The organism is Methylophilus sp. 13, from assembly GCF_015354335.1.
Classification (GTDB): Bacteria; Pseudomonadota; Gammaproteobacteria; order Burkholderiales; family Methylophilaceae; genus Methylophilus; species Methylophilus glucosoxydans.
Map to the genome: position 1 here is coordinate 1 of NZ_JADKYR010000006.1, position 20,637 is coordinate 20,637.

Genomic DNA, 20,637 nt, shown 5'->3' on the forward strand with positions numbered 1-20,637 from the left:
AGTGCCTCGAAGGCTTTTCGCTCTTCCGTTTTAACTTCCAACGTTTCAAGCGAAGCGCGCATTATACAGAGGTTTTTTACTTCGTCAACAACTTTTATTCCGCTGCCAACTTAACGCTCAAACATACTGCGCTTATTATTTCTTCTCACCCAACTAAACAACCGTTTCGTTGAAGAGAGCCGCGCATTTTACAGCGATAAGCGTTGCGGTCAACCCTTATTTGCCATTCTTACAATTTTGTTACAAATTGATGATTATTTCTTGAAAGCGGCCTTAATGCGCAACCAGGTTTGCGTCAAGACATTGCCATCCAGCTGATAATGCTTGTGCAAAGGTTGTTTGACTTCCCAACTCACCTTGAGGCCGGCAGGAAAGACCACAAAGTCTCCTTTACCAAAGCTGACTGGCGCACCACCCACAGGCGTCACTACACATTGACCTTCTAGTATATAAGCCTGCTCTTGTTCGTGAAAAATCCAATCAAAGGTTGATACTTCTTTTTTCCATGTAGGCCACTTGGACACACCCAAGTCCTTTAGTTGTGTTTCGGCAGGATTGTGCTGAACTTGAATTTGCATGTGTCGCTCCTTGAATCAAAGCGGGCATTTTATAGCAAGCCCGCTTTAGCCGTCAGGGTTTTACAGAGTAAAATACATTTTTTGATGATTTATATATAGAGTGCGCAATGCGGATCAACCAGGCAGAGGCGATAGAACGATTGCAACGTGGTGAGGTGGTCGCCATCCCGACCGAGACCGTCTATGGCCTGGCGGCAGATGCACGCAATGACTTAGCTGTTGCCAACATCTACGCCACCAAACAGCGACCTGCCAATAACCCATTGATCGTCCATATTGGACGCACAGAACAAGTGGCCGACTGGGCCAGCAGCTTTCCGCCATTGGCACAAAGGCTGGCCGCGGCCTTCTGGCCGGGTCCGCTGACATTGGTATTGCCTGCGCGCGCGGAGGTCTCAGCGGCGGTGAGGGCTGGCGAGCCAACGGTGGCTTTACGCGTGCCGGCACACCCCGTGGCGCTGGCGCTGCTCAACGAAAGTGGCCTGGGCCTGGCAGCCCCTTCAGCGAATAAGTATACGCAACTGAGCCCCACCACGGCAGACCATGTGGAAGCAGGGCTGGGGGCAAACATTCCGGTGCTGGATGGTGGCGATTGCCAGATAGGCATAGAGTCGACCATTGTCAGCGTGCATGAAGATGGCTGGCGATTGCTCAGACCCGGCATGATAGATGAGGCGGCGATTGCAGCCGTCGCAGGCACGCCGGCGTCTGTAGATGCATCGGCGCAGATTCCCAAGGCCCCCGGGCAGCATTTGCTGCATTATTCGCCACGAACACCCTGCCTGCTGTTTTCTTCCAGGCAAGCGATGACAGACTATGCACAGCAGCACCCTCATGCTGTCGCCTTGCTGTTTGGCGCCGGGGCGGCGGTCACGGCCAAAGATACACATTTGCCAGCCACGCCTGCACAAGCCGCCGAGCAACTCTATGCGGCGCTGCACATATTGGATGCCGCACATGCTGACGTGATCTTAATAGAATCGCCGCCTAACACCGCGGCCTGGGACGCCGTGCGAGACCGGCTGCAACGGGCAGCCTACCAACCCAAGCGCCAAAACGATTGAGTCTGGCAAGCATGGCTGGCACAATAGCGTGCATCGTCGATTCCCTTATCTTAAATAAAGCCCAGATTTAAATCATGAAAAACATCCACTCCTTCATCCTATTGGTTGGCGCCAGCAGTCTATTGTTTGGCTGCAAAAGCGTTGAACTGCCGAGCGTGTTCGACAAAGGGACCAAGGAAGTTCCACGCTATGGCAAAGAAGCTTTGCATTACCAATGCGAAAATTATCAGTCGTTTGGCCTCAAACTCTCTGCCACTGGCGATGAAGCATGGGTCATGCTGCCTGACCATGAGGTGGGGCTGTTACGTGATGCCGACGATAAGCAACACTACCATTATGGCACCATGGATTTGCGCCTGAATGGCGACCAAACCACGCTGGATGACAGTGACCACTTGCACCTCAAAGGTTGCAAGACCGCCGATACGTCCAAATAAACACTGATTCTCATCTATCCATGGCCACTGTTTACGGTGGTCATGTCCCCTGTTTGCCGAGTCCATTGGGTATCGCACCCGCTTCTGCGCATGCCGCGCGTGTTTTGTCATCGTACGTCATTCCACCCAATCACATGCTGCGTTCACCCTTTGCTGATTAAAAGACAGGCGAACAGCAGCTTGCGCCATCGCCAGCAAGCACACCCAGTTAAATAAAACATAAGCCATTGATTTTTATAAAATAATTTTCTGGCACAGATTCTGCAAAAGCTCACTCTGGAAAGCAACCATTTCATCGTCATCCGGTTGCCTGATCTCCATTTATTGATAACTGATTATCACAGAGTGAACACATGAATATACAAACCATTAATCCTAAACTACGACAAATTTCTCTCTACACCAGCTTGGCCCTGCTGAGTACACAAGCTTTTGCCGAGGCCACGCTGCAACGCAACGAAAACCAATTTATCAATATCGGCATTGCCTCTCGCGTCAGCTTTAGCTCGATTAAAGATGCCGCGCCGAATGGCAAAGACCGCTCGAATGACTTTGAGGTTGAAGAGGCACGTTTATATACCAACGGTAAGGTGCATGAGAACGTCTCCTTTGAGTTCAACTTCGCACGCAATTCAGCAGACAACAGAGTTGAGTTGCTGGATGGTCATCTGGGCTTGGAGTTTAACAACTACGCGCATGTTTGGGTGGGTCGCTTCTTACCGGCAGCGAGCCGCGCCTCCGCTGCTGCACCGATGTATTCCACCACGTTTGACTTCCCGATTGCCGAGTTAGGCTCTTACCAGTTTGCTGGTCGGGATAATGGTGCAGTCTTCTTCGGTACAGACAAGAGCGAGGCCTTCAAATACTACGTTTCAGCCACTAACGGTCGCCAGGGCGGCTCCAATCAGGCTGATAACTTGTCTTATGCCACCCGTCTGCAATATAACTTCTGGGATACCGAGCCAGGCTTTTATAACCTGGCCAGCTATGATGGCAAGAAATCGATTTTGTCTGTGGGCGGCTCTTACCGTTATCAAAAAGATGGCGCAGGGACGATCCTGAATAAAGGCGATTCCAAATACTGGAACCTGGATGCACGCCTGGAAAAACCATTGAGTGATGGCGCCGTGCTGGGGGCAGAAGCCTCCTATTACAACTATGACAATGACAATACCGGCGATACCGTCTTGCCAGAAGCCAAAGGCTTTTTTGTGAATGGCAGCTATACCTTTGCCGAAAAAGTGGGCATAGGCAAATTCCAGCCCAAAGTGATTTACCAGGAATTTAACAATGACACCACCGGCTTGGACCGCAAGCGCGTAGACATTGGTGTAGGGTATTTAATTGACGGTGACAGCAACAAGCGAATTGATGTGTTTTACTTTAGAGAAACCCGTAATACGCTACCTGATATTGATGGCATTAAAGCCATTTTCCATGTGGCACACTTTTTCTAAAAGTATCCTGTAATAAAAAACGGCCATGATGGCCGTTTTTTATTAGCCGCCATTTTAATTAGCGGCTCCCCAGATAAGAGTCACTCAAGGCCTGGCTATTGGCAATGGTCTGTGCATCGCCTTGTTGCTTGATATGGCCACTTTCGAGTACATAAGCATGGTTGGCGTAACGCAAGGCCACGGTGGCGTTCTGCTCCGCCAGCAAAAAGCTCAAGCCTTGCGTTTGCTGTAACTGGTGCACGATTTCAAAAATCTCTTCCACAATTTGCGGCGCCAGCCCCATGGAAGGCTCGTCGAGCAGAATCAGTTGGGGATTCGCCATCAACGCACGGCCGATCGCCACCATTTGCTGCTCGCCCCCGGAGGTATACCCGGCATAGTTTTTACGCAATAACTTCAGGCGTGGGAAAAAGGCATAGACCTTTTCCAGGTCTTGCGCCAGCCCTTTGCTCGACGGTCTGCGAATAAAGGCCCCGGTCAGGAGGTTTTCCTCAACCGTTAAATGGCCAAAGCAATGCCGACCTTCAAGCACCTGAACCAGACCCTGTGCCACCAGTTGGCCCGGTGTGGCCTTGGTCACGTCTTTACCGGCATAGACAATCCGACCTTGTACAATCTCACCGCGTTGTGCCGGGGCCAGGCCAGAAATCGCTTTCAGGATGGTACTTTTGCCCGCGCCATTCGCACCGAGCAAAGCCACAATAGACTGTGGTTTAACCTCTAAAGAAATATGCTTGATAGCAAAAATGACCTTTTCATAGATCACCTCAACATTGTCCAGCTGCAACAAGGGCTCAGCCGCAGTGAGCGCTTGCACTGGGATCGTATTTAACTGTGCTTGTGTCATGTTTGACTCCTCAATTGACTGTCGTCGGCAAGGTGCAGGGCCTTGCCCACGGCAGCAAACTGTAAAGGCACACCGCCATGCGGTGTGCCCTGTGTATCGTTGTGCAACGAGTTTTTAGTTGGCAGCAACAACTTCTTTACTGCAATCCCGTGGCGTGATGCCTTTTTCCTTGGCATACTCATGGGAAGATTTTTCAATAATCGGACGCAACAACTGGCGGTCTGCCTGCACCCAGTCAGAAATCACTTTCCATTTGCTGCCATCCCACTGCTGGAAGCGGACGGCACCGCCGCCCTCATGGTCAGCGCAACTCAGTTTGAGCGGCTGTACCAGACCCAGAGCGCCCAACTCTTTAAGGCGCGCATCATCCAGTTTGAGGTTCTCAAAGCCCCAGCGTACTTCTTCGCCGGTCAATGGACGTTTGCCGAATTTGGCTTGCGCCACACGCACGGCTTCCACGTTGAGGATGCCATTGACCACACCCAGGTTGTAATACACATTGCCAAAGCGTTTAGCGTCTTGCAGGTTGCCTTTACCAGCCTTGATCACATATTTGTCTATGCCTTGCAATACCGGGAAGCTGGTGCCGGAGGGATGGGTAGTGATTGAGATAAAACCCTTGGCTGCGTTGCCCGCAGGCGCCGCATCATCTTCAGAGTTGCTCCAGATATTGCCGATGATATGGTCGGCCGGAAAACCGGTTTTTTGAGCGGTTTTTAAGGCCACCGGGTTCATCACGCCCCAACCACGTAAAATCACCCAGTCCGGCTTGATGCGGCGTATTGTCAGCCATTGTGACTGTTGCTCGTTGCCAGGATGCGGCACTTCGAGCAAGGTCAGTTCAAAGCCGTATTTCTTAGCCAGCAGTTCCAGAATCGGGCTGGTTTCCTTGCCGTAAGGCGAACCGTGATACAAGGTGACAATTTTTTTGCCTTTGAGCTTGTCCAGTCCGCCAGATTGCTGGGCGATATAGTTCACAATCGCAGACACTTCGCTGTACGGGTTCAACTGCAAGGGGAAGGCATATGGGAACACGCTACCATCGGTCGAATCGGTGCGGCCGTGGTTAATCGTGATCAGCGGCAATTTGTCTGTGGTCGAGCGCTCCAGGGTCGCGTAGGCAATACCCACGGACAGCGGATTGGTCGCCGCAGCAGGCGCGCCGTTCAGGCCTTTTTTCAGGCGCTCGTAGCACTCTACGCCCTTCTCCACCACGTATTCGGTTTCGCACTCACTCCAGGTCAGCTTGACGCCATTGACGCCGCCCTCTTTGGCATTGATGTATTGCAAATAGTCGATAAAGCCACCAAAAAAGCCGGAGCCGCCTGCCGCATAAGGGCCAATCCGGTAACTCTGCAGCGGGAAATACTGCTCATTGGCGGCTTGCACTTGCGTAGACAAGCTGGCAACCCCCAAGCCCAATGCCAGCCACAGCCAGCGATGTTTACTTAAAAAGTTCACTTAAATACTCCTTATAAAAATATAGAAATCTCTCTTAATCGTTCTTGGTTATATAAAAGACCGTGTGAGGCTGTTTAACACATGGAAGTCTCCTTCAATCAATTCGTATGGAACGGCCTAGAAACGTAGCGGCCAGACCCGCAGCCGTTGCTTGAGGGTTTGCCAGACCTTGGCCAAGCCATGGGGCTCTTTGATCAGGAAAAAGATGATCAAGGCGCCAAAAATCATTTTCTGAAAATTCTCCAGCTGGCCAGGATCAATCGCTCCGGCCAACAGGCTGCTGGTCAGGTTGGAAAGCAAAATGGGGAACAGCACAATAAAAGCCGCGCCCAGAAAGTTGCCGAGGATACTACCCATACCGCCGATGATAATAATGAACAGAATCTGGAAGGAGCGTGACAAATCAAAGCCATGTGGTTCGACGGTGCCCAGGTAAGTGAATGCCCACAGCGCACCGGCAATCCCCAGGTAAAACGAGCTGATGGCAAAGGCCAGTAATTTGGTTTTTGGCACAGAGATCCCGATCACGGCGGCAGCGGTATCCATGTCGCGTACCGCCATCCACTTGCGTCCGAGCTCACCACTGACAATGGTTTTTGCCAGCCACCCCAGCGCCACGACGACGGTTAAGGTCAGCAGGTAGCGGCCCGCCGGTGTACTCAAATCCGTGCCTAATATCTGCAAGGGCGGCGCTGTAATGACGCCAGAAGAGGAGTTGTTGGAAAACCAGGAGAATGTGGTGAACACCCATTGCACAAAAAACTGTGCAGCCAGTGTTGCCACAATCAGGTAAAAGCCCTTGATGCGCAAACTCGGCAGCCCAAACACCAGGCCGACGCCACCTGCCGTCAACCCGCCCAATATCAGGCTGGCAATCAATGGCAAGCCCTCTATCCTCAGGTGAAAGTTGTAGGTGGCAAACGCGCCTACCGCCATAAAGGCCGCAGAGCCCAAGGAGAGCTGGCCCGCATACCCGGTGAGCAAATTCAAGCCCAGCCCGGCTAGCGACAGCACTAGCACCGGGATGAGGATGGCGCTAAACCAGTAATCATTGCCAATGGCGGGGACCACCAGAAAGGCAAATGCCAGTAAGGCCGCAAACGCCCAGCGCTCCTGCTTGAGCCGGAAAAACCGTTTATCCAGCCTATACTCGGTAATAAATTGTCCTGTTTCTTGATACCACATGCTAAGCCCGCCTGCTCTCTATTTTCTAAACACGCTCAATCGCTTTGTCGCCAAATAATCCATAGGGCCGGACCAGCAGAAACAACATCGCCAACACATAAGGGAACCAGTTTTCAATGCCACCGCCTATCAAGGGGCCAATGAAGACCTCCGCCAGTTTTTCGGTGGCGCCGACGATCAAGCCGCCAACAATCGCACCTTCAATCGAGGTAAAGCCGCCAATAATCAGCACCGGCAACGCCTTGAGCACAATCAGCGACAGCGAGAACTGCACGCCGACGCGTGCACCCCACAACATGCCGGCAACCAGTCCGACAAAGCCGGCTACCGCCCAAACGATGAGCCACAAGCGTTGCAGATTAATCCCAACCGCCAGCGCCGCCAGCTGGTCGTCTGCCACGGCGCGTAAGGCAATGCCAATGCGGGTTTTATTGAAGAGGACACCGAGCAGCGCGACCAGGCCACCGGCAATGGCCGCCGCAAACAAATCAAATTGCGACAGCAAAATACCGAACACCTCATACGGCTCATCATTGATGCCAATCTCCAGCGCATGCACTTGTGCGCCCCACACCGCTTGCGCCAGCCCTTCGACGATATAACTCAGGCCCAGGGTCGCCATGAACAAGGTAATCGGTGAACGGTTCACCAGCGGCCGCAACACCAGCCATTCAATCAGCCAGGCGAGCACCGCCATGGTCAGCAAGGTCAGCACAAAGGCGCCCCAGAAAGGTACGCCGCGTTCGACCAGGCTGACAAAGGTCAATGCCGCGAATAGCACCATAGACCCCTGGGCAAAATTAAACACGCCAGAGGCCTTATAGATCAGCACAAAGCCGATCGCGACCAGCGAATACATGACACCCGCCAGCAAGCCACCGGTCAGGACTTCGAAAAAGAAACTCATCTCAATTGATCCTTGTATTGCCTCAGTGTTTGGTGCCCAGATAGGCGGCAATCACCTCCGCGTTGGCGCGCACTTCATCCGGCGTGCCATCGCCGATTTTCTTGCCATAATCCAGCACCACTACATGGTCTGACAGCGTCATCACCACGCCAATATCATGCTCAATCAGCACAATCGTGGTGCCAAACTCGCGATTGGTTTCACGGATAAACCGGCTCATCTCTGCCTTTTCATCGGCGTTCATGCCCGCCATCGGTTCATCTAGCAGCAGCAGATGAGGCTCGGCGGCCAGCGCACGGGCAAGCTCGACGCGCTTTTGCAAGCCATAGGGCAAACTGCCCACAATGCTGTTACGCCAGGGTTGCAGCTTGAGAAAGGCAATCACACGCTCTGCTTTCTGCCGTTGCGCCAAGGCATCCGCAGGCGCGCGGCCCACATTAAATACCTGCTCCAGCCAACTGCTTTTCACCTTGAGGTTGGTGCCGGTCAGTACGTTGTCGAGCACCGACATGCCTTTAAACAGGGCTATATTCTGAAACGTGCGCGCCACGCCGCGTCTGGCAGCCCATTGCGGATGCATGGCGCGACGCACCACATCCTGGTAGCGGATACTGCCTTCATCAGGCTTGTAGACGCCATTAATCACGTTAAGCAATGAGCTTTTGCCGGCGCCATTGGGGCCGATCAAGGCACAAATTTCGCCCTCATTGACGGCAAAACTGATATTGGTAATGGCTTTCACGCCCTTAAACGACAATGAAATCCCGTCTAATGCCAGTAATGGCTGAGGTGCAGCAAGGGTGGTACTCATATCGCGGCCTTCCATGTCGCTAATCCCAAATAACTGTGCAAGTCATTGGACTGATGTGGAATCACTTGCAGCTGGCTGGTCTGCCAGGCAGAAGCTTCTGGCCAGGCACGCACATCAATGCCAATGTCACTGAAAAACTGTGTGGCCTCGGGCGACAAGGGCTCGCCTACCAGTAATGGCACGCGCGTACGCCGCAGACCCAGCACATCCTGCAAGGGCAAAATCACCAGCCAGCGCGCCAGCGTTGCGACCAGCGGCAACCGGGCACGGGCTGCACGCAGTGCCCAACCCACCAGCCTATGCTGCCAACTGCCGGGTAAGGGCCAACGGGATTGTGTCAGCGCATACAGGCGCTGATAAGTGGTTGCCGTGCCAGCGACCAGCGTGGGGCCGAGTTCGCGCCTGTCGGTATCCCGAGTCGCCAGATTTTCTGGAAAATTCAGCGTAAAGCCTGCCAATAGCCACGGCGAAAGCAGGTATTTCGCATGACCGCTGGCGGCAAATGCACGCGCCGCCAATGCCTCTTCATGCGCAGTGAGCGCCTCTTGGCTGATCAATTGGCGGCCATTTCTAAGCAGCTCGGCATGGCTTAATTCGCTGTACTCCAGCGCATAGGCGTCACTTAAGCGGTAAAAGCGAAAGGCGATTTCCGCAGTCTCAGCCACCGGTGAAATGTTCTGGGTCTCAGGCGTGTCCACAATCTGCGCATAAGCAACCAGCGCAGGATGCTGATAGCCCGCTAGCCCGCGCGCATCGGCATAAATCACCAGTGTGCTATCAAGCTTCGCTGCCAGGACTTGATCCACCTGCGCCTGCGCCTCGGCAAACACAAATTTTGGCCGCAAGGTATGCAATAAATCCAGTAACTGCGGCTGCGCAAAGGCCGGATCCAGTGGCGCCGCCACGCCGCCCAGCCAATGGGCAGCTAGCGACAACAGCAAGGCTTCTGGCCGTGGTTCACTGAGCAAGAACAAGGTATCGCCCTGGCGAAAGCCGTGTTGCTGCAAATAGTGCGCTGTGCGGGTGACGTCCTCTTGCACCGCAAGCCAGGAGGCCTGCTGCCAGAGGCCCAGCTGTTTATGCCGAATTGCAACACGATGCGGGCGCTCCAAGGCCTGCAAAGCGAGCAAGTGAGGTAAAGTCTCTGCCATTGCCAATTTCCTGCCGGGTTGAATTAAGCCGCTTTGGCCAAGGTTTTAGCTTCCAGCTCACGCACCAGTGGCAGTACTTTTTCACCAAAATAAGCGACCTCTTCCTGAAAGTGCAAAAAGCCCGCTAACACTAAATCTACGCCCACCGCCTTCAAAGCCACAATGCGCTCGGCAATTTGCTGTGGTGTACCAATCAGATTGGTTTTAAAGCCATCGTTATATTGCACCAGGTCTTCAAAGCTCGATTTCGCCCAGTTACCTTCACGCTCCGGGCTGGCAGCGCCGGCATTTTTCACTTCATGGCCAAAGGCATTTACCGCCTCAGGGTTGGCTTTATCAATGATTTCCTTCAATACCGCTTTGGCTTCTTCTTCGGTATCGCGGGCAATCACAAAGGCATTGACCCCAATCTTGACCTGATGCTTATTGGCCGCCGCCTTGGCGCGAATATCGTCCACCTGTGCCTTGATCCCTTCCACGGTATTACCGTTGGTGAAGTACCAGTCTGAGACCGCGGCCGCATTATCACGTGCAGCACGAGAGCTGCCGCCCTGAAAAATTTCAGGATGTGGCTGCTGCAAGGGTTTAGGCTTGAGTGAGTAGTTACTAAAGCGGTAAAAATCCCCGCGGTAGGTAAAGTTATCCTGGGTCCAGATGCCCTTGAGCGCTTCAATAAACTCGCGCGAACGGCGGTAGCGCTCGTCGTGATCCAGCCAATGCTCGCCAATCGCCGTAAACTCCCCGCGGAACCAGCCGGAGACGATATTCACCGCAATCCGTCCCTGGGTGAGAATATCAATGGTCGCCAATTGTTTGGCAGCCAGCACCGGATTCCAGGGGCCAGGCAAAATGGCCGCAATCACTTTGAGTTTGGTGGTCGCCGCCAGCAAAGCATGTGAAAAAGACACCGACTCATGCTGGAACTCGGCCCCATACCCCGCTGTAAAACGGATTTGGCTCAATGCATATTCAAATCCGGCTTTTTCTGCAATTTGTGCCAGCTTGCGGTTGTAATCGATATCCCAACTGGTGCGCTGCTCAATGTTACTGACCACCAGGCCACCACTGACGTTAGGCACCCAATAGGCAAATTTAATGTTTTCTGTACTCATCTTTAATCTCTCCAAAAATCACTGAATTTAAATGGCTAATAACTTTTCCTGGCTCAGAAGTTCGCGATGTTTGAGCAAAGGCAGGGCACGCTCTACCGCTAGATCAATGCGCGCTTTCACCGCCTCACTCTTGATTTGATAGTTTTCAAAATCCGCTTCAACCGCATATACGCCGATCGGTAAAGTGACTGCCTGGAAGAAGCTGAATAATGGGCGCAGCTCATGATCAATGATCAAGGCATGGCGCTCAGTCCCGCCGGTTGCTGCCAGCAGCACGGGCACATCAATCAATGCTTCGAGATTGACCAGATCAAACAAATGCTTGAACAACCCTCCATAAGAGGCGCGATACACAGGCGTAGCCACCACCAGTAAATCGGCGGTTTCAATCGCCTGGATATCTTGCTGTACGTTGACTGGTAAGGCTTTGGGATCGTAGGAAGCGACCAAGCTGCCCGCAATTTCGCTTAATTCCACCACGTGCAGATCAATAGGGATTTGCTGTCCCAACTTCTGTGTGATCGCCTGCACCAGTGCAGCGGTTCTGGAAGGTAATTTATAGCTGCCGGAAACGGCAGTGACTTTTAATGGACGGCTCATCATGACTCCTGAAATAACAATGACGGAGGTCGTTGCTTACGATGCTTCGCAGACGACCTTGCTTGCCAGTAGTATTAGCAGCATCCATGCCAGGCAATAATATTTATACTTTTCAATAACTTAATATAAAACCTGCTTTTTAAATGGTGTTAGATTCCAGCGCTAGTTGCTGATCAACTGCTGCAAAAGCAGCAGTTTTGCGCGATCACGCTGCAGTTCGCTCCCACCCCACCCTCCAGTGGCTGCTGCTTTTAAAGCAGTCATTCAGCAGCAAACTGTTTCTATAGAGGCGGCAGCAGAGATGGATTTTTACATTTTCTTTTAAATTCAATGCTTTATTGATTGGCACACTAAATGCAACAGTGACTGCAGACGCATGGTGCCTGCTCGCCATGCCTTTATTGATCTCTTTTTGAATAAGGACTGACTATGACTGCACAAGCAAATAAAATTGCGCATTTGCCTGTAAACCTGCCGCGACAAGCGGCACATTTGATTAAAAGTGACGCAGAAGCCCTGACCGTCGCCAAACAAGTGGCCAGCGAAATTGCCAAAGAAGCCGCCCTGCGCGACCAGGAACGCCGATTGCCACGTAAAGAGCTAGACCTGTTTTCAAGCAGCGGACTGTGGGGCATTACCGTGCCGAAAGAATACGGTGGTGCCTTCGTCTCCAACAAAACCCTGGCAGAAGTGGTAGCCACCGTGGCCGAGGCGGACCCCAGTGTCGGGCAGATTCCACAGAATCATTTATATATGGTGGAAGGCTTGCGCCTGGATGGCTCAGACTTTCAGAAAAAATACTTTTTTGAGCTGGTGCTGCAAGGGGTGCGGTTTGGCAATGCGTTCTCCGAGATTGGCACCAAGAGCGTCAATGACGTGAAAACCAAGCTCACGCCCACCAATAGCGGCTACTTTTTAAACGGCAAAAAATTCTATTCGTCTGGCGCTTTGCTGGCGGACTGGGTGCCTGTAGTGGCCAAGGATGAGCACGATAATACCGTGGTGGCATTTGTACCCGCTGGTGCAGAAGGCCTGACCATTATTGATGACTGGTCCAGCTTTGGCCAGCGCACCACGGCCAGCGGGACGACCATCCTGGAAAATATTTTTGTGCCTAGCGAATACGTATTGCCGCACCATCTGGCGTTTGACCGCCCGACCACCATGGGGCCGATTGCGCAGATTATCCAGGCGGCGGTGGATACCGGCATCGCCCGCGCAGCGTTTAAAGATACCCTGCACTTTGTACGCAACTACACACGGCCATGGATAGACACCGATCTGGAACACGGCTATGAAGACCCACATACCATCAAGGATATCGGTGACTTGCAGATTCGCCTGCACGCCACCGAGGCCTTGTTGGCACGCGCAGGTGAATACATAGACGAAGCGCAGCGTAACCCGAATGAGGACACCGTGGCAGAAGCCTCAATTGCGGTGGCTGAAGCCAAAGTGCTGAGTACCGAAACCGCCTTGCTGGCGGGTAGCAAGTTGTTTGAACTGGCCGGCACACGCTCAACCCTGGGCGAATACAACCTGGACCGCCACTGGCGCAATGCGCGTACCCATACGCTGCACGATCCGGTGCGCTGGAAATACCATGCCGTCGGCAACTACAGCCTGAACAAGGTCAAACCGCCGCGCCATCCTTGGATTTAAATGGCAAGGCCATGAAGGCGCCATAAGCGATGGCGCTTTCTGCAAGTCATGCAGCATTGATTGAAAAAAAACAGCCTGACATGATGTCGGGCTGTTTGCATTGGCTCAGGCCGTTAACCGCGCCGAAGGCGACAGGTTTACCAGCGGTAAGTCGCCGTTAGCATGGCACGCCGTGGTTCCCCATAGTAGCAACTGCCAGAGGCGCAATTGGCGACATATTCTTTGTTGGTCAGGTTGCGTGCATTCAATGCCAGCGTCCAGTGCGGCAGGTCATACCCGACCAAGGCATCCCATAAGGTAAATGCCGGAATCCGCTCGGATGCAGAATCAAAATTGCCACGGGTCGAGCCGTTATAGCGCGCACCCAAGCCCACCTTGAACCCATTGTTAAAGCGGTAATCACTCCACACGGCGAGCGAGTTTTCCGGCGTGGCCAGCAAAGGCGTACCAATCAACGCAGGATTGCTGCTGGCAGTGACTTCAACCTTGGGCGTATACGTATAGGCCGTAATCAGATTCATATTTTCTATTGGCTGCGCTTGTATTTCGATCTCCAGGCCACGCACCTGAATCTGCCCGGTCTGGCTCGGACTGCCGCTGTTGGGGTCATAACTGATAAAGTTGTTACGCTCCAGATTAAACCAGGCAGCGGTGTAACGGTTCTTGCTACCTGGCGGCTGATAGCGTACGCCAAACTCATACTGCTTGCCGGTTTCGGGTTTAAAGCCTTTGCCTGTTTGCGTGTTGACCGTGACCGTCGGTATAAAAGACTCTGAGTAGCTGAAATAAGGGGCAATGCCATTGTCTGCCAAATAGAGCAAGCCTGCACGGCTGGTAAACTTGTGGTCATTAAAGCGATCATTGGTGCCTGCCACACGCTCCGCGTTCTGGGTGGTGGCATCGTCGTAGCGGCCACCGAGGGTCGCAATCCAATGCGAACCCCATTTGATCTGGTCTTGCAGATAAAAACCTGTTTGCGCCAGTTTGATGCTGCTATCCTGCACAGGGTCACCCCTCACTATGGTTTGTGCCGTATCCGGGGCCAACAAATCCAGATCTGGCGCACTGCCAGAATAGAATTGATTGCGGTCCCTGACCTTTTGGTAATCCAGACCCGCCAGCAAGGTATGTTGCCAATCCCCCGCCTGAATCCGCCATTGCAGCTGATTATCGATGGTGAACGCTTTGATGTGATCCGGGCTACCGTTCATATCGCGGGTGATATAGCGGAAGTTGCTAGGATCCTCAGGATTAGCCAGGTTGACCTTCGTGTACCTCTTGCCGAACACCTGCCAGTAAGCCAAATCTACCTCGCTGTAGCGTGCATTCTGCCTGAAGGTCCACTGGTCGTTGAAGCTATGCTCAAACAGATAGCCGACATACCATTGCTTTTGCTCAAACCGGTTAAACTTTCTATCGCCGACAAAGGTCTTGTAAGGCAATTTTTCTCCCGATGGCGTGCGCAGCAAGGTGCCTTGCTCAGGCAAGGCACCAGCCACGATCCCGGCATCCGAGTTCATATACTGCGACATGACCGTCAAACTGGTTTTGTCAGAAGGCAGAAAAGTGATTGACGGCGCAATAAACACCCGGTCATCCTTCATGCCTTGACGCGGCAAATCGGCGTCACGCACCAGGCCGGTAATGCGGTACAACACGGTGCCGTCTTCATTGAGCGGCCCCGAAAAATCACCGGCGAGCTGCTCACGCGAGTAATTCCCCAATTGCATCTGGATTTCTTTAAGCGGGGTTGCTGTTGGACGTTTGCTAACCACATTGATCAAGCCGCCTGCAGTACTTTGTCCATACAGCACCGAGGCTGGCCCGCGCAGGATTTCGAGACGCTCAATGCCATAATTTTCAATTCTGCCGGTCGCAAACGTGCCGGCATTGCGCCACGGCAAGCCATCTTGATAAAAACCGGGTGAATACGCATCAATGCCACGCAAGGCAATCCAGTCATAGCGGGAATCCGGGCCGTAAGGCGCCACATTCACACCCGGTGTATAGGCCATGCCTTCACGCAGGCTTTGTGCGCCAATGGCCTGAATAAAATCTTTCGTCACCACCGAGACCGACTGCGGCGTTTCCATCACCGACGTATCGGTTTTGGTCCCCGTGGCTGATTGCTCGGCAATATAGCCTTTAATTGGGCTCCAGGCCGTTTCCTTATTGGCCGCGGCTGTCACTTGCACCTCGGGCAAAGTACTCGCCTTGGCCGACTGCGGGAGAATGGCATAACGGTGATCCCCGCGATGCTCAACTTCCAGACCCGAGCCTTTGAGCAAGGTGTCCAGCGCCTGCTGCACAGTAAACTTGCCATGCAACCCTGTGCTAGTTTTACCATCTGCCAGCGCAGCATTGGCTGACAGCAGAATGCCGGCTTCAGCGGCAAATCGGCTTAATACCTGACTCAATGGTCCGGCAGGAATCTGGTATTCCTGTGCCACCGCCTCTTTTTCAGCAGCATGCAATACCGGTATGGGTGTGAGGCTGCTGATCATCAGTGTCAGTAACGCCGCCCGGACATGCCGCGCAAGCGGCAAAGTGTGATGCGATTTCATTCAAGCTCCCTGTTAGGTTAAAAATAACGTGTTGTTATCTCTAAACCGAAACAGCCCGTTAAAAAGGGAACCTCCAGCGCAAAAAAATACAAGACCTTCACTCGCGCCTGATATCAAGCACAATCACAGGCGCTCAAGAAGCAGGGAGCAATTGAATATTGCCTTGCGCGTCGGTGTGCTGGCGAATGCCCAAACTATGGGTAATTTCCTGCAGCACCAGCGGCACGTTGGCAAACGGGTATGCGCCCATCAAGCGTAAATGGGCAATATCGGGGGCCACCGATAGCCTGGTTGAATGATAGCGTGCCAGCTCGGCAATAAAGTCTTTGAGCGATTGATTGTCCGCAATCAGGATGCCACGGGTCCAGGCTTCACGGGCAGGAAGCGCGGCCTGTATTGCACCGACGCTATACTGGTCAAAGTAGGCCTGCTGACCGGCACTCAACGTGATGGCGGTGCCTTGTGATGGCGTAATCGCCACCCGCCCCTCATACACGGCGAGCAAGCTACGCGTGTCCTCCTGGCAGACGGTAAAACGCGTCCCCAGGGCAGTCAAGCGCCCATGCTGCGTATCAACGACCAAGGGCCGCGCTTGCGGGTCATGGCCAGATTGCAGCAGTATCTCGCCGTATTCCAGCGTGATGCGCCGCAACATCCAGCCAAAGGCGACGCGCACCTGGGTGTCGGTATTGAGCCAGAGTTTGCCTTGGTCCGCCAATAGCACGCGATGCGTTCTGCCGGCTGGCGTACGGTAGGTGATGGCGCTGGCAGTGAGCGTCGTCAGCCAATCTTGCCAGGGGCTGTAGCGATGCAACAGGCTCACGCCCAAGTAAGTGACGCCCGCCAGGCCGAGCATTTTTAACGCCTGCCTGCGCCCACTAGAATGCAACAAGGCCTGATGCGAGGCCGACTTGCTTGCCACAGCATTGAGATTGGAGAAGGCGGCATTAATCGCCTCCACCTCGGCCCAGGCCCGTTGGTGGGCTGGGTGTGCAGTTAGCCACGCTTGCCAGGCCTGCCGCTCAGACGCCTCGGGGGCGTCATCACTGAGTACGGCAAACCATTCTGCCGCTTGCTGCAGCGCCAACTGTTCTACCGGCGACATCGCCACCTTAACGGCTGATGACTTCATGAGGTCTATCTTTCATCTTGCCATTGCCGGCGCAACAACAAGCAATGCATCATGGCGGTTGCCATATATTTTTTGACCATGCGCTCAGAGACCGCCAGCCTGTCTGCAATTTCCTGATATTGAAAGCCGTGGATCTGCGCCAGCAAAAATGCGGCTTTGGCCTTGGGGTTTAACCGGCTCAGCATCGCATCCACTTCCAGCAGGGCTTCGGTAATCATGGCCTGCTGTTCCTGGGAGATGCAGGCAGGCTCCTCCTGACTCAGCGCATTGAGGTAACTTTGCTCCAGGGCCTGACGTCGCCATTGGTCTATCATCAAGCCTTTGGCAATCTGCAACAGATAGATACGTGGCGTATAGACATGCTGTAACGCCTCCTGTTTTAGCAACAGTTTGACAAAGGTATCCTGGGCCAGGTCTGCAGCGTGGTGTGTACAACCGACTTTTTTGTTCAGCCAGCAACACAACCAATGATGATGCGCCTGATACCAATGCGTGACCGGTAAATGCGAAGAGTCTGCCATGACTGCTTAATACATAAATGATAATAATTCTCATTTTAATATTAAGCCAGACAATCGACAAGCCTAAAACGCGTCTGCGGCGCTCACAAACAATGCGGCCACCTGATCTCCGGTCAAGCCATACCCCCGGCCAGGCCATGAAAAAGCCCAACACAAGGTTGGGCGCAAGGCTAGCCGGTATCCGCAGTTAACCGCTGTAGACCATGGCCGCATCCAGCAATCGGCTTTGCTGGCGTGGAATCGACTGCAAGCCCGGCCACGCGTAGTTGAGGTCGCGCGCACGATAGGCTTTCATATCGGCAATGGTAATGATTTTGAGCCCGTGGGCTTGGGAAAACTTGAATAAATCAGGGCGTCTTGCCATGCTGCCATCGTCATTGACGATTTCGCATAACACGCCGACTGGCTGCAGGCCAGCCATGGCGGCGAGGTCATGCGCGGCTTCGGTATGGCCGGGTCGCTCGAGCACGCCACCACGGCGGGCGCGTAGCGGGAAGATATGGCCGGGGCGGTGAAAATCATCGGCCTGAGTGGTGGGATCCGCCAGCTTGCGCAGGGTTAGGGCACGATCTGCCGCCGAGATGCCGCTGGTCGTGCCATATTTGTAATCGACGCTGACCGTAAACGCAGTACGGAACGGGTCGGCGTTGTGTGTCACCATTTGTGGCAAGTCCAGTGCTTGCAAACGTTGTGCGGGCATACCGACGCAGACCAGACCACTGCTGTGTTTGACCAGGAAGGCCATTTTTTCGGTGGTGATTTTTTCGGCGGCGATAATCAGGTCACCTTCGTTTTCGCGGTCGGTATCATCGACCACAATCACGAATTCGCCGTTGGCGATGGCTTGAATGGCGCTAGCGACCGAATCAAATGGTTGGTTTTTTTCTAACATACACAGTCCTTTTACTCACGCGGCCAGGCTGAGATTCAGTACCCTGGCCGCATTTTGATAAAACACCTTTTCGAGCACGGCATCCTTGAAGCCCAGTGCCGCAAAATCAGCGATGGTTTGTTTCATGGGGCGGAACGGATAAGAGGTGCCAAACAGTAACTGGTCGCCCAGAAACTGGTTGGCGGCCTGCACATACAGCTCGGCGCCGGGCTGGAAAATGTACATATCCGGCACCAGGTACAGATTGGGGTAGCGGAAGGCGGCGCCGACAATCTCGTTAACAAACGGGTAATAGCCGTGAAAACAAATAATGTTTAATTGGGGATATTTACGCGCCAGCCGTGCCACCGCATTCGGGTGCGCATAGTCGAGATCCGGTGTGGTCGGGCCCGACATCACGCACACCGGCACGCCATACTGCTGGCACGCGTCATACACCGGATCAAACAGCGGATCATCCACCTGCCGCGCAGGCTTGCCAAACCCCGGCTCGATATTGATGGCTTTAAAGCCATAATGGTGTATGGCTTTTTCAATCGCGGCCAAGGTGCTGTCCACGCCGCGACTTTCAATATCCACCGAGCCCAGCCCAACCAGCTTGGCGCTGTGTTTGACCAGGTCGGCAATTCGCTGATCATCAATGGTTAGGTCTGGCGTTTCACGGCCGACCACTACTGCAATATCAATACCGGCGTCGTCAATTTCTTGCAAATAGCCCTCAACGGTGTACGAACGTCGAAAATGCTCGGTCTCCAGCGAACCCACGCGCTGATTAAGCCATTTGGCCGCCTCATAGGCAGGCGTGTTGGGCGTGGCGCCAAAAAAGTCATGCAAAAATGCAGGACGGTTACGTAAATCAATAATTTTTTGTTTCATATCTATTCTTTAGTGATGGAAACACTTAAGCGATGCGCGAGCGGGATGAAGAACAAGGCGCACGGCACGCAAAAACCGGAATGTACAAGGCGTACATGAGGATTTTGAGTGCCGCGCAACGCAATTATTCGCCCGCGCAGCCATTGATCATGTGTTTTCTATGAGTAAAAGCTAGGGGTAGGATACTGCCCATTCAGCGCCCACTCGCCTAACTCCTTGAATTTGTAATCCACCGGGTCATGCAAGGTATACACACGCAAATTCCGCCAGAAACGGTCCATGCGCAGCTTGGCTGTGGTCGCACGGGCGCCTGCCACCTCAAAAATACGCGTGGTCACATCCAGCCCGGCACGGGTCGCCTGCACTTTGGCCGAAAACACCGCCAGCGCCACTTCTCCGCGTTGTGCGTCATCGAGTGACAGTCCTTGCTGCCAGGCCGCATCGAGCAATTCGGCAGCATGGTCGGCCAGCACCGATGATGCATGTAATCCTGCCCAAAACTCGCCGTAATGCAGCAAGGTATAAGGATCCTCATACACGCTGTTTGCCAACGAAGCAGACCAGACCCGGCTGCTGCCACGGGTATATTTGGCACCCTCGGCCAGCGCCCCTTCGGCAATACCCAGGTAGATATTGGTAAAGATCAGCTGGGCCACCAACGAACGCAGACTGGCAAACGACGAACTGAGCGGGCCAGGCTGCATGAGTAACTCATGATCTTCCACCTTGAGCTGGTTAAATTCTGCACTGCCACTGTCGGTCTGGCGCTGGCCGATGTTGTCCCAGTCGCCCTTGAGCGTAATCCCTGCGCGACTGGTCGGCACCGCAGCCACCAGAAATTTGCCGCTGCCTTCTTCTATGGCAGACACGATCAGGAAGTCAGAATCCATGGAGCCGGAGCAAAAACTTTTTTGCCCGTGAAACACATAGCCACCGTCTACCTTACGTGCCACCGTACGCTGGTCTAGCGGATTGAGGGCATTGCCCCACCACAGGTTCTGGTGCGCAGTGAGCTTGAAATAATGCTGCCACTGCGTCTCGCTGCCATATAAACGGATAGACGCCAGCATCAAAAACTGGAACGCAAACACCTGTGCAATCGAACTGTCGACGCGGGCAATCTGGCGGATGATGCGGTAGGTCTGCGCCCAGCTGGCGCCCAAGCCCCCGGCCTGTTGCGGTAGCCACAAACTGAGCAAGCCGCTGTCCCTTACCGCCTGCCGCTGCGGATAGGGCGTCCCTCCTGCGACATCGCGTTCAACCGCGGTGAGTGCCAGATAGTCGCAAAGTTGATCGGCGCGCTGTTGCGGTGTGCCGTGAAACAAAATGCCATGCTCCGCTTCAGCGGCGGGCGGGCGTAAATTCAGAGCCAATGTCATC

Annotated in this window: 19 protein-coding genes; 4 read left to right on the forward strand and 15 right to left on the reverse strand. The window is 53.6% G+C overall.

Going from position 1 to position 20,637, the window contains the following annotated elements; genetic code table 11:
• Window positions 1–254: 254 nt before the first annotated feature.
• A complete protein-coding gene (locus tag INP77_RS13135) occupies window positions 255–578 on the reverse strand; it encodes a cupin domain-containing protein (RefSeq protein ID WP_194749532.1) in 324 nt (107 codons plus the stop codon).
• A 107-nt stretch (window positions 579–685) separates the two neighbouring features.
• Here INP77_RS13135 and INP77_RS13140 point away from each other — a divergent pair, with 107 nt between their 5' ends.
• The 3 genes from INP77_RS13140 to INP77_RS13150 all read left to right on the forward strand — a co-directional run bounded on the left by INP77_RS13140 (window position 686) and on the right by INP77_RS13150 (window position 3,536).
• The gene (locus INP77_RS13140; RefSeq protein ID WP_194749533.1) at window positions 686–1,642 is read left to right on the forward strand and encodes an L-threonylcarbamoyladenylate synthase; all 957 of its coding nucleotides are present in this window, start codon (window positions 686–688) and stop codon (window positions 1,640–1,642) included.
• Window positions 1,643–1,716: 74 nt separating this feature from the next.
• Window positions 1,717–2,079, forward strand: a complete 363-nt coding sequence (locus tag INP77_RS13145; protein WP_194749534.1) for a hypothetical protein — start codon at window positions 1,717–1,719, stop codon at window positions 2,077–2,079.
• A gap of 353 nt (window positions 2,080–2,432) precedes the next feature.
• Window positions 2,433–3,536, forward strand: coding sequence for a porin (locus INP77_RS13150; protein WP_194749535.1), 1,104 nt, complete (start codon window positions 2,433–2,435; stop codon window positions 3,534–3,536).
• A gap of 58 nt (window positions 3,537–3,594) precedes the next feature.
• On the opposite strand, the gene INP77_RS13155 is transcribed toward INP77_RS13150, so the two are convergent.
• The 8 genes from INP77_RS13155 to msuE all read right to left on the reverse strand — a co-directional run bounded on the left by INP77_RS13155 (window position 3,595) and on the right by msuE (window position 11,610).
• The gene (locus INP77_RS13155) at window positions 3,595–4,383 is read right to left on the reverse strand and encodes an ABC transporter ATP-binding protein (protein WP_194749536.1); all 789 of its coding nucleotides are present in this window, start codon (window positions 4,381–4,383) and stop codon (window positions 3,595–3,597) included.
• A gap of 114 nt (window positions 4,384–4,497) precedes the next feature.
• Entirely contained in the window at window positions 4,498–5,844 is a 1,347-nt protein-coding gene (locus tag INP77_RS13160; protein ID WP_194749537.1) for an ABC transporter substrate-binding protein, read from the reverse strand.
• 117 nt (window positions 5,845–5,961) lie between these two features.
• Window positions 5,962–7,029 (reverse strand): branched-chain amino acid ABC transporter permease, encoded by a 1,068-nt coding sequence (locus INP77_RS13165; protein ID WP_194749538.1) that lies wholly within the window; start codon window positions 7,027–7,029, stop codon window positions 5,962–5,964.
• Between the two features lie 25 nt (window positions 7,030–7,054).
• Complete coding sequence (locus INP77_RS13170; RefSeq protein WP_194749539.1) at window positions 7,055–7,936, reverse strand: branched-chain amino acid ABC transporter permease; 882 nt, start codon at window positions 7,934–7,936, stop codon at window positions 7,055–7,057.
• Window positions 7,937–7,958: 22 nt separating this feature from the next.
• Window positions 7,959–8,747 (reverse strand): ABC transporter ATP-binding protein, encoded by a 789-nt coding sequence (locus INP77_RS13175; protein ID WP_194749540.1) that lies wholly within the window; start codon window positions 8,745–8,747, stop codon window positions 7,959–7,961.
• On the reverse strand, window positions 8,744–9,898 hold the full coding sequence (locus INP77_RS13180) for an AMP-binding protein (protein WP_194749541.1): 1,155 nt from the start codon (window positions 9,896–9,898) through the stop codon (window positions 8,744–8,746). The genes INP77_RS13175 and INP77_RS13180 overlap by 4 nt, the downstream gene beginning before the upstream one ends.
• A 23-nt stretch (window positions 9,899–9,921) precedes the next feature.
• On the reverse strand, window positions 9,922–11,010 hold the full coding sequence (sfnG, locus tag INP77_RS13185; protein WP_194749542.1) for a dimethylsulfone monooxygenase SfnG: 1,089 nt from the start codon (window positions 11,008–11,010) through the stop codon (window positions 9,922–9,924).
• 27 nt (window positions 11,011–11,037) lie between these two features.
• On the reverse strand, window positions 11,038–11,610 hold the full coding sequence (gene msuE, locus INP77_RS13190; RefSeq protein ID WP_194749543.1) for an FMN reductase: 573 nt from the start codon (window positions 11,608–11,610) through the stop codon (window positions 11,038–11,040).
• A gap of 429 nt (window positions 11,611–12,039) precedes the next feature.
• Here msuE and INP77_RS13195 point away from each other — a divergent pair, with 429 nt between their 5' ends.
• On the forward strand, window positions 12,040–13,272 hold the full coding sequence (locus INP77_RS13195; protein WP_194749544.1) for an SfnB family sulfur acquisition oxidoreductase: 1,233 nt from the start codon (window positions 12,040–12,042) through the stop codon (window positions 13,270–13,272).
• A gap of 137 nt (window positions 13,273–13,409) precedes the next feature.
• On the opposite strand, the gene INP77_RS13200 is transcribed toward INP77_RS13195, so the two are convergent.
• The 6 genes from INP77_RS13200 to INP77_RS13225 form a co-directional block, all read right to left on the reverse strand.
• Window positions 13,410–15,836: a TonB-dependent siderophore receptor gene (locus tag INP77_RS13200; RefSeq protein WP_228518941.1), complete on the reverse strand. Its 2,427-nt coding sequence runs from the start codon at window positions 15,834–15,836 to the stop codon at window positions 13,410–13,412.
• Between the two features lie 133 nt (window positions 15,837–15,969).
• Window positions 15,970–16,968, reverse strand: a complete 999-nt coding sequence (locus INP77_RS13205; protein WP_194749545.1) for a FecR domain-containing protein — start codon at window positions 16,966–16,968, stop codon at window positions 15,970–15,972.
• A gap of 5 nt (window positions 16,969–16,973) precedes the next feature.
• On the reverse strand, window positions 16,974–17,489 hold the full coding sequence (locus INP77_RS13210) for a sigma-70 family RNA polymerase sigma factor (RefSeq protein ID WP_194749546.1): 516 nt from the start codon (window positions 17,487–17,489) through the stop codon (window positions 16,974–16,976).
• Between the two features lie 187 nt (window positions 17,490–17,676).
• Window positions 17,677–18,381 carry a 3,4-dihydroxy-2-butanone-4-phosphate synthase gene (gene ribB / locus INP77_RS13215; RefSeq protein WP_194749547.1) on the reverse strand — a complete coding sequence of 235 codons (705 nt, stop codon included), beginning with the start codon at window positions 18,379–18,381 and terminating at the stop codon, window positions 17,677–17,679.
• Window positions 18,382–18,396: 15 nt separating this feature from the next.
• Window positions 18,397–19,257 carry an amidohydrolase family protein gene (locus INP77_RS13220; RefSeq protein ID WP_194749548.1) on the reverse strand — a complete coding sequence of 287 codons (861 nt, stop codon included), beginning with the start codon at window positions 19,255–19,257 and terminating at the stop codon, window positions 18,397–18,399.
• A gap of 158 nt (window positions 19,258–19,415) precedes the next feature.
• Window positions 19,416–20,636: an acyl-CoA dehydrogenase family protein gene (locus INP77_RS13225; protein ID WP_194749549.1), complete on the reverse strand. Its 1,221-nt coding sequence runs from the start codon at window positions 20,634–20,636 to the stop codon at window positions 19,416–19,418.
• Window position 20,637: the final 1 nt, after the last annotated feature.

Excerpts from the sequence above, each read along its gene's own strand:
- INP77_RS13135 (WP_194749532.1), bottom strand. The coding sequence starts at position 578 with ATGCAAATTCAAGTTCAGCACAATCCTGCCGAAACACAACTAAAGGAC.
- INP77_RS13140 (WP_194749533.1), top strand. The coding sequence starts at position 686 with ATGCGGATCAACCAGGCAGAGGCGATAGAACGATTGCAACGTGGTGAG.
- INP77_RS13145 (WP_194749534.1), top strand. The coding sequence starts at position 1,717 with ATGAAAAACATCCACTCCTTCATCCTATTGGTTGGCGCCAGCAGTCTA.
- INP77_RS13150 (WP_194749535.1), top strand. The coding sequence starts at position 2,433 with ATGAATATACAAACCATTAATCCTAAACTACGACAAATTTCTCTCTAC.
- INP77_RS13155 (WP_194749536.1), bottom strand. The coding sequence starts at position 4,383 with ATGACACAAGCACAGTTAAATACGATCCCAGTGCAAGCGCTCACTGCG.
- INP77_RS13165 (WP_194749538.1), bottom strand. The coding sequence starts at position 7,029 with ATGTGGTATCAAGAAACAGGACAATTTATTACCGAGTATAGGCTGGAT.
- INP77_RS13170 (WP_194749539.1), bottom strand. The coding sequence starts at position 7,936 with ATGAGTTTCTTTTTCGAAGTCCTGACCGGTGGCTTGCTGGCGGGTGTC.
- INP77_RS13175 (WP_194749540.1), bottom strand. The coding sequence starts at position 8,747 with ATGAGTACCACCCTTGCTGCACCTCAGCCATTACTGGCATTAGACGGG.
- INP77_RS13180 (WP_194749541.1), bottom strand. The coding sequence starts at position 9,898 with ATGGCAGAGACTTTACCTCACTTGCTCGCTTTGCAGGCCTTGGAGCGC.
- sfnG (WP_194749542.1), bottom strand. The coding sequence starts at position 11,010 with ATGAGTACAGAAAACATTAAATTTGCCTATTGGGTGCCTAACGTCAGT.
- msuE (WP_194749543.1), bottom strand. The coding sequence starts at position 11,610 with ATGAGCCGTCCATTAAAAGTCACTGCCGTTTCCGGCAGCTATAAATTA.
- INP77_RS13195 (WP_194749544.1), top strand. The coding sequence starts at position 12,040 with ATGACTGCACAAGCAAATAAAATTGCGCATTTGCCTGTAAACCTGCCG.
- INP77_RS13200 (WP_228518941.1), bottom strand. The coding sequence starts at position 15,836 with ATGAAATCGCATCACACTTTGCCGCTTGCGCGGCATGTCCGGGCGGCG.
- INP77_RS13205 (WP_194749545.1), bottom strand. The coding sequence starts at position 16,968 with ATGAAGTCATCAGCCGTTAAGGTGGCGATGTCGCCGGTAGAACAGTTG.
- INP77_RS13210 (WP_194749546.1), bottom strand. The coding sequence starts at position 17,489 with ATGGCAGACTCTTCGCATTTACCGGTCACGCATTGGTATCAGGCGCAT.
- ribB (WP_194749547.1), bottom strand. The coding sequence starts at position 18,381 with ATGTTAGAAAAAAACCAACCATTTGATTCGGTCGCTAGCGCCATTCAA.
- INP77_RS13220 (WP_194749548.1), bottom strand. The coding sequence starts at position 19,257 with ATGAAACAAAAAATTATTGATTTACGTAACCGTCCTGCATTTTTGCAT.
- INP77_RS13225 (WP_194749549.1), bottom strand. The coding sequence starts at position 20,636 with ATGACATTGGCTCTGAATTTACGCCCGCCCGCCGCTGAAGCGGAGCAT.